Below are 8847 nucleotides of genomic sequence, written 5' to 3'. Positions count from 1 at the left end.
TCTAAGCCTGTCCAATGCAAAAAATCATGTTTCTTTGGAATCTTATGATACTTTGAAAATCAACCAGTTGCTAAGTGATATCAATACACAGGCGGGTAAATTAGATAATATCATCCGAATGCTGAATTCTCTGCTTCATGAAGGGGGCCAGGAGGATTATGGACCTGGAATAGAAGGGCTGAAAAGTAAACATATCGTGTTGGTGGATGATGATGTGATCACCAATAAGATCCATCAGATGCTGATCAGTAAATTACAAATGGATAAGCATGTGGTTTTGTTTGATAAGCCTGAGCAGGCGCTTCAGTATGTACTGGAAAATACACCGGACTTAATTTTGCTGGACTTACACATGCCGGAGATAGACGGCTGGAAATTTTTACAGTTGCTGGAAGAGCATCATATTGAAACAGATGTGATTATTGTCTCTTCTTCGATTGATCCTGTAGAAAGAACCCGTGCACAGCAGTTTATCTGTGTTAAGGACTTTTTGACCAAGCCCTTAACCTATGATAAAGTAAAACTGATTTTTGACAATTAGCTTTCTCTGTTCATCAGCTCATTGGCCAGGCCGCTGATTTCCTCTTTTTGATGTTGTGGTACATTGATGGCCGATAAAGCAGCAAAAGCTTTATCGAGGTAATTCCTCATTTGCTCTACAGCAAGATCCTTTACATCATACTGGTTGTATAGTGCGGTAACGCGTTCTATTTTAAGTAAGGTATCTTTATTGCCTGCCTGCTGATCCAGGAGCACTGCATCTTCAGTGTTTACAATTTCCTGAAGTTTAAGCAGCAGATAAGTCTTTTTGTTTGCAATGATGTCTCCACCTACTTGTTTACCAAATTTCTCCGGATCACCATATACATCAAGAATATCATCCTGAAGCTGGAAAGCAATTCCAAGATTTTCACCAAAATCATAGATCAGATTTGCGTCTGCCTCATTGGCCCCACCTACAATAGCACCAATTTTCATAGCGCCCCCAACCAATACTGCCGTCTTTAGCCTGATCATATCAATGTATTCTTCAATACTGACGTCATTACGACTCTCAAACTCCATGTCCAGCTGTTGTCCTTCACATACGCCCTGGGCTGTTGCGTTAAAGGTGTCCAGGACTTCTTTTAAGACACTAACTTTCACTTTGGTTAGTAGTTTGTTAGATTCCACCATCATTACGTCTCCGCTAAGGATAGCGTTGTTGGTTCCCCATTTTTCATGAACGGTTTGCTGCCCACGGCGTAAGGGGGCATTGTCCATAATATCGTCATGGATGAGGGTGAAATTATGGAAGGTTTCAATAGCAAGAGCCGCTGGAAGTGCCTCGTCTAAAGAGCCGTTAAACAGATCTGCAGCGAGCAGGACCAGTGCCGGGCGTAATCTTTTACCGCCCAGGTTCATAATATAGGAGATCGGATCGTAAAGGTTTTTGGGGTGATTGGAATAGCTGAGCCCTTTAATTGCTTTTTCTATAATTTCCTGTAATTCAGAAGTCGTGTGCATTCGTCTTTATTGCCGTGTATGTTGTTATGTATTGATTAAGGATTTTGAAGGAGTGTAAAATCGATTTGACGTTTAGAGAGGTCTACTTTTTTTACTTTAACTTGTACTTCATCACCCAATTGGTATTTTTTCTTTTTGCGCTGACCGATAATGCAATAGTTCTTTTCATCAAGTACGTAAAAATCATCAGCAATGTCTCTGAGCCTGATCATACCTTCACATTTGTTGTCGATCAGTTCCACATACATACCCCATTCTGTTACTCCGGATATAATGCCCGTGAAAATATTTCCAATATTCTCTTCCAGATATTCTACCTGCTTGTATTTGATGGAGGCGCGTTCTGCATCTGCAGCACGTTTTTCCATAGCTGAAGAATGAGAAGATGCAATTTCATACTGTTCCTCGTTCGCCGACTTTTCTCCGTTGAGGTAAGAGGCCAGTAAACGGTGAACCATTACATCGGGATACCTTCTGATCGGGGAGGTAAAGTGTGTATAATGGTCAAAGGCAAGTCCATAATGGCTGGTCTTTTTAGTGGTATATACAGCTTTCGCCATAGAGCGGATGGCCAGTTGGGTAAGCACATTCTGTTCTTTTTTACCTTCTACATCTTCCATCAGGAAGTTCAGGGATTTGGCGATCTCTTTATCGGATTTCATATTGATCTTATACCCAAAACGAGAAGCAAAGAGGGCAAAATTATTCAGCGTCTCGAGGTTAGGAGAGTCGTGGGAGCGGTACACAAAAGTGTATTTTTGTTTTCCTTTTCCCTTTTTGGCAACGAATTCTGCTACTTTTTTATTCGCCAGCAACATGAAATCTTCAATGAGTTTATGAGCATCTTTACGTTCTTTCGCATAAACACCAATCGGCTTACCAGTGTCGTCCAGTTTAAATTTAACTTCCGTACTTTCAAAACTAATGGCGCCGGCTTTAAATTTTTTATCGCGCAGGATATAAGCGAGTTCGTTCAGCTTGAGGATTTCTTCAGCAAAATCGCCCGCTTTGGATTCGATGACTTCCTGGGCCTCTTCATAGCTGAATCTTCTATCGGAATGGATCACTGTTCTGCCAAACCATTCGTTGTGAATATTGGCTTTGTCATCGAGTTCAAATACAGCAGCAAAGCAAAGCTTGTCTTCATGCGGGCGTAAAGAACATACCCCATTACTTAAGCGTTCAGGCAGCATCGGGATCACCCGGTCTACCAGATATACTGATGTTGCCCTGGCATAAGCTTCTTTATCTAATGCACTGTTAGGGATTACATAATGCGAAACATCTGCAATATGTACACCAATTTCATAATGTCCATTCTCCAGTTTTTTGAAAGAGATGGCATCATCAAAATCTTTGGCATCTGCGGGATCTATGGTAAAAGTGGTGGTTGCCCGAAAATCTTTGCGGCCTTTGAGTTCTGCTTTTGTAACCTGTTCAGGAATGGCATTGGCTTCTTTTTCAACTTCGGCAGGGAAAGTGAGCGGGAAGCCGTATTGCGCAAGAATGGCGTTCATTTCTGTGTCATTCTCGCCTTGTTCTCCTAATATATGGGTAATCTTTCCGATAGGGTTTTTGGCTTCTTCCGGCCAGTCTGTGATGGTAACCTGTACTTTCTGACCGTTTTTAGCACCATTTAGATCGCTTAAAGGTACAAAGATGTCATGAAGCATTTTCCGGTCGTCTATCGCCACAAAAGCGAAACGTTCGGAAATTCTGATCACCCCGATAAAGTCTGTTTTCGCTCGTTCCAGGATCTCTACAACTTCGCCTTCATTTTTGCGGCCGCTTTTCTTTGCATAGATGTAAACTTTTACTTTATCTCCATGTAGTGCGTTATGCAGCTTGCGTGCAGATACATATATGTCTTTTTCAAATTCGTCGTCGGGAACAACATAACCAGAACCATCGGTTGTAATGTCTACTTTTCCAATGATAAAGGTTTTTAGATCCTTTAAACGGAACTTGCCTTTTTCAGCTTCAATGAAGGTGCCTTTATGGGCTTGATCTTTGAGCACTTCCAGGATGGTTTCCCTGGAAGCTGCATCAGTTATGTTGAGTTTTGCAGATACTTGTTTGTAATTCAGAGCTTCTTTGCTCTTGGTGAGCACATCGCTGATCAGCTGTGTGAGCACTTTTGTTAGGTGAGATGATTTATTCTTTGCCATAATTAATTTATGAATCACCCCGAAGGTAGCAATTTGAAGCGAAAAATAAATCTGTATCTGTTTAAAAGGGGTATAAAGCCCCTTAAAAGTGCCAGTGTATTCCCATATTCAGGTAATAATTGGAGGCCAGTTTAGAGGTGGGACCCTGGTCAAACATTTTAGAGAGTTTCTTTTCTCCAAACTGATAGGTGCGCAAAATGACCATACCGCCTCCAACTACAAAATCAAGGTGTTTAAAATGCCATCTGTTTTCCAGTCCGGCAGGTAGTTCCCATGAACTGAGCATTCTTCTTTTGTCGCCAAGCGTTTCTGTATCATAAGACATCAGCCGTGGTTTGAATACCAGTGCCAGGTCTGTTTTTTTATTGATTTGATAGGCATAACTGATTTTATTCACAAAGCCAGAGCCTCCATCTCCATCGGGCAGGCTAACGTCCAGTTTAAATTTATCTCCGGTTTTCCATTGCACAATAAGTACCGGCCATACCATTGGTGTGCCATAAGCATTGTTTAGAAAAGCCCCAAAACCAAAGGTGAAGTTTGGATTGTATCGTTTGATAAAAGCCACACCTCCATTCAGGAAGACATCTTTTTCGTTCACTTTTTCCATGTCAGAATAAACACCTGCAGACAGCGCATATAGTATGCTCCAGCTTCTGTTTATGCTGTGCAGGTACTGAACGCCGAAGTCTGCAGTAACCAATCTGGAAGGGAAAACCTGCTGTTCGTAATTTTTATTTTGAAGATCTGTATACGATCCACTCAGTGTAGCTGTCCATTTGCTATAGCTCCCTTTCAGTGTATCAACTTTATTGGACAGGTCGAATTTAAGTCCAAGTTCTGCCCGGCTCATACTGGTTTTTGCGGTGGATTTATCGGTTTCATTGGGCCTGATGAATCTTGACTCCGGAAAGTAAGTGCCACTTGCACGGATGTCTGTAAGTTTAATCTGGGCAAATACCTGTGCTGGCTTCCCCATTAGAAATATAACCAGAAACGATAAGGCGGTTATTACGAGATGTTGCTGAGTGATTTTCATGTTTTTTTAAGGTGTGACAACCAATCCTCATTTTACCACTACGGCCAAAAGAATAAATTGTATTTTAGCTTTTCAAAGCAATTAATCGTACTGATGATAGAAGAACAAGAGAGAAAGACCAGGAATGAAATTGTTATGATCGTAATTAAGGCAATTGTATATATCGCGCTTGTCTATTTCAAGATCAATGTTCCTCCGGTATACAAACATTACCCTGTGATCGCACAAGCTGCAGAGGCTCTTTTTGTATTCCTTGGCCCCAGCTTAGCCGTTTCTGCGATCCGGCTGGTGATCATTTTCTGGTACATCAAAAAACATAAGTTCAAGAGCAATATAAAAGACAATTTTATCCTGGGTATTAACCGGATCGTATCCATTCTAAATACAGTCTTTTTTGCCCTGGCCTTTATGGTTTTCCTGGGGGTTGACCCAATTAAATTTCTGACGAGTATCACCATAGTAGCGGCAGCAATTGCGCTGACTTTTAAAGATTATATTACCAATATGATCAATGGGCTAATCATTATGTTCTCTGACCGGCTTTCTCTTGGAGATCATATCCGGGTACATGACATTGAAGGTAAGATCATAGATATTACCTTGATCAATATGATCTTGCAAAATGAAGATAATGATATGGTGATCATTCCCAACTCCGTGGTTTTTAGCTCCGTAATTGTAAATCAATCTAAACAAAACATCAAAAAGCTTAGTGTGGAATTTCAGATGCTGCTTCATTTTGGCTATACGCCAGAATACCTGGAAAATCATTTAAGACAAGTAGTTATGCCATATTCGGGCTTTATCATGTTAGATGGCCTGACCGTAAAAACGATGGCCATCAATAAAGATGAAGCTAGGTTCAAAGTTCAGGTCTTATTGAACAAATACGACAAGGTCAAAGAAAGAGAGATCAGACGGGCATTAAATACCGCAGTTATGAAGCTGGCTGTTCCGGACCAGAAATTATAAATACAGTGTTTGTGTACCCGGGATAGCGGCAATCAGTTTTTTGGTATAGTCTGCTTTGGGATGGCTATAGATATCTTCCGGAAAACCTTGTTCTTCAATTTTACCTTTGTTCATTACAATCATCCTGTCTGAGATGTGCTTCACAACGGCGAGATCGTGGGAGATAAAGATATAGGTTAAACCTAATTCCTGCTGCAATTGTCTTAACAGGTTTAGTACCTGGGCCTGAACGGAAACATCTAGCGCGGAAACAGATTCGTCACATATGATGAACTTAGGTTCAAGAGCCAGGGCCCTGGCAATCACAATGCGTTGACGTTGCCCGCCTGAAAACTCGTGTGGATATCTGTCAAAATGCATTGCATTCAAACCCACTTTCTCCAGTAAGCTGATCACATGCGCTTTGCGTTGCTGATCATTGTGGTGTAAATGGTGAACTTGGAGGGGTTCCATAATTGCATTGCCGGCCGTCATCCTGGGATTTAAAGAAGAATAGGGGTCTTGAAAGATAATCTGTATGTCTTTCCTTATTCTTTTTAAGTCGTTTTTCCGCAGACTGCAAAGATCTGTTTCATTAAAGATCACTGTGCCCGATGTAGGATCAGTTAACCTTAAAATGCTTCTTCCGAGGGTGGTTTTTCCACAACCGGATTCACCCACCAACCCCAGGGTTTCGCCAGGATAAACATTAAAAGTGATATCATCCACCGCTTTCACATAATTGCTGACCTTGCCAAACCATCCCGGGTTAACGGGGTACCAGGTGCAGAGGTTCCGAACCTGGAGGAGTGGGGGCTGGGCGTAGAGTTGCGCTCTTCGTGCTGCTATTTCGGCTGTGGTATAGGTATTGGCTTCCAGCAGATGCTGGATAGGTTGATCCTGATTGCCTTCAAGAAAATCGGCTATGGTTGGCAAAACTTTGAGTACTCTGCAGGGGCTGGGTCTGCAAGCCAGTAGACCTTTGGTATAAGGGTGCTTCGGATTTTTGAAAATTTGTTCTACTGCACCCTGTTCTACTATTTTTCCTTTGAACATCACTGCAACTTCATCTGCAATTTCACTCACTACACCGAGATCATGAGAGATGAAGATCATCGCCATATCTCTTTCTTCTTTGAGCTTGGCCAGCAATTGCAATATAGTTTTCTGTACCGTAACATCTAAAGCTGTGGTTGGTTCATCCGCAATAAGAAGGTCTGGATTGCAGCTTAGCGCCATGGCGATCATCACCCTTTGTTTTTGTCCACCCGATAACTGATGCGGGTAACTGTTAAAAATGCGTTCGGGCTGGGGCAGCTGTACTTCTTCAAACAACTGAAGAGTATGCTGCTTAGCTACTTCTTTATTTAGTTTCTGATGTAGGATAACGGCCTCCATGACCTGATCTCCACAAGTAAAAACGGGATTGAGTGAGGTCATGGGTTCCTGAAAGATCATAGATATCTTATTGCCACGGTATTTTCTGATCTCTTCTTCCGAAAGATTAAGCAAATTGATGGTCTCAAACTCAATGTCTCCTTCAACTCTGGTGCTCCGGGGATTGTGAAGCCGCATGATGGAGAATGAGGTTACCGATTTTCCTGAACCAGATTCACCCACAATTCCGAGAACTCTTCCTTTTTCAAGGGTGAAATTGATCTGGTTTACAGCCGGAGTCCAGGATTTGTCCTCTTCATTCAGAAACTGGACGGCGAGATTTTTTACGTTTAGCATCAGATTACCAAGATAAGGAAATTTATCCCTCAAATTCCGTCAGTTTCTTCTATTTTTGTGCCATGGAAAGAGAAATTCTGGATACTAAGCGTAAAGCCTTAAAGATCAATTTAGATCCAAAAATTTACGGAACTTTTGCAGAAATTGGAGCAGGCCAGGAAGTGGCACGTAATTTTTTTACCGCTGGAGCGGCTTCAGGCACGGTTGCTAAAACCATGTCGGCATATGATATGACATTTAGTGATGCGATTTATGGCGCTGAGGAGTCGGGCAGATATGTAAGCCAGTCGCGACTAAGTAAAATGTTAAACCATGAATATGGTTTATTGAATGAGAGGTTAAGTGGTGAAAAATACGACGACAGAACCTTTTTTGCTTTTGCAGATACCGTTACAACCTTAAATTATAATAAATCGAATGATCCGCATGGCTGGATTGGAATTAAGTTCCAGTCTGAACCTGGTGGTGAATCCAATGAAATTGTATTCCATGTGAGGTTATTGGATACAGATTCGGCCTTGCAGCAGAACGTTCTGGGAATTATTGGTGTGAACTTAGTATATGCTGCGTTTTATTTCCATCATGATCCTAAAACGATGATTGAATCTTTAGCAGACAATTTAACTGTGGGCTCTGTAGAAATTGACCTGATTTCTGTGAACGGTCCTGCATTTAAAGAGGTAAACAATATTCTGCTGAACTTATATCTGATTGTTAAAGATTTTTCCAGTGCGGCCATTTTTGACTCTCTTGGAAGGCCTTGTTTACCCAAGGACCTCCTGTATAAAAAGGATATTATGATTTTGCGTACAAAATATGCGCAGAAATCAAATCCGAACTTTAGTATGTTAAATAAGGCTGTAGACCAGTTTGTACGTACAGAAAATGTAAAAAAAGATAATTTGAGTGTACTGATTGAAGTATTGCTTTCCAATGTTTTGTCTGAAGACGAAAACTGGACAGAGAACCTTGATCTGCGTGCTGTGGCTAAAAGGGCGGAGGAGATGTGCAATACCGGTAACCTGGTGATCGTGTCGAACTTTGCAAGGCACAATAAGCTGGCAAAATATCTGGACAGGTGCAAACCTAAAAGTGTAGGGATCTCGACCAATATCAATAACTTGAAATTTGTATTCAACTCGAGCAATTTCGGAGATAATTATTCCAGCATGTTGTTGAGTTATGTAAGTGATATGTTCAGTAAAAATGTAAAGCTTTTCGCTTATCCTTTCCTCGATAAGAAAACCAGCGAAGTAATTACTAGTGCAAATATGCCGGTTACACCAGATGCAAAACCTTTGTTTGATTTCCTGATCATTAATGGATATATTACCGATATCAGAGATTACAGCGAAGGGGATGTGAAAACAGTTTAATAATTTACAACTTTAATATTTAACGAAGAAGGCCCTGCAAATTTTGCAGGGCCTTCTTCGTTAAATATATTTT

At 41.2% G+C, this 8847-nt stretch carries 7 protein-coding genes; 3 read left to right on the top strand and 4 right to left on the bottom strand.

What is annotated here, in order from left to right; genetic code table 11:
• Nucleotides 1-541: response regulator (locus VNZ46_RS26295; protein ID WP_325564163.1), on the top strand; the 541-nt coding region annotated here is incomplete at its 5' end.
• On the opposite strand, the gene VNZ46_RS26290 is transcribed toward VNZ46_RS26295, so the two are convergent.
• The 3 genes from VNZ46_RS26290 to VNZ46_RS26280 form a co-directional block, all read right to left on the bottom strand.
• Nucleotides 538-1506 (bottom strand): polyprenyl synthetase family protein, encoded by a 969-nt coding sequence (locus VNZ46_RS26290; protein ID WP_325564161.1) that lies wholly within the window; start codon nt 1504-1506, stop codon nt 538-540. The two genes, VNZ46_RS26295 and VNZ46_RS26290, sit on opposite strands and share 4 nt — an antisense overlap.
• Before the next feature lie 35 nt (nt 1507-1541).
• On the bottom strand, nt 1542-3674 hold the full coding sequence (gene rnr / locus VNZ46_RS26285; protein ID WP_325564159.1) for a ribonuclease R: 2133 nt from the start codon (nt 3672-3674) through the stop codon (nt 1542-1544).
• A gap of 82 nt (nt 3675-3756) precedes the next feature.
• Nucleotides 3757-4713: a DUF6268 family outer membrane beta-barrel protein gene (locus tag VNZ46_RS26280; RefSeq protein WP_325564157.1), complete on the bottom strand. Its 957-nt coding sequence runs from the start codon at nt 4711-4713 to the stop codon at nt 3757-3759.
• A 93-nt stretch (nt 4714-4806) separates the two neighbouring features.
• Here VNZ46_RS26280 and VNZ46_RS26275 point away from each other — a divergent pair, with 93 nt between their 5' ends.
• On the top strand, nt 4807-5685 hold the full coding sequence (locus tag VNZ46_RS26275; protein ID WP_325564155.1) for a mechanosensitive ion channel family protein: 879 nt from the start codon (nt 4807-4809) through the stop codon (nt 5683-5685).
• Here the strand turns inward: VNZ46_RS26275 and VNZ46_RS26270 are convergent.
• Nucleotides 5680-7431, bottom strand: a complete 1752-nt coding sequence (locus tag VNZ46_RS26270; RefSeq protein WP_325564153.1) for an ABC transporter ATP-binding protein — start codon at nt 7429-7431, stop codon at nt 5680-5682. The genes VNZ46_RS26275 and VNZ46_RS26270 overlap by 6 nt on opposite strands.
• 29 nt (nt 7432-7460) lie before the next feature.
• Here VNZ46_RS26270 and VNZ46_RS26265 point away from each other — a divergent pair, with 29 nt between their 5' ends.
• Nucleotides 7461-8774, top strand: a complete 1314-nt coding sequence (locus tag VNZ46_RS26265; protein WP_316836808.1) for a nicotinamide mononucleotide adenylyltransferase — start codon at nt 7461-7463, stop codon at nt 8772-8774.
• Nucleotides 8775-8847: the final 73 nt, after the last annotated feature.

Origin of the sequence: Pedobacter sp., assembly GCF_035566355.1 — a bacterium.
Classification (GTDB): Bacteria; Bacteroidota; Bacteroidia; order Sphingobacteriales; family Sphingobacteriaceae; genus Pedobacter.
The sequence above is the reverse complement of the archived record's forward strand: the minus strand, read 5'-3'. Positions and strand labels throughout refer to the sequence as shown.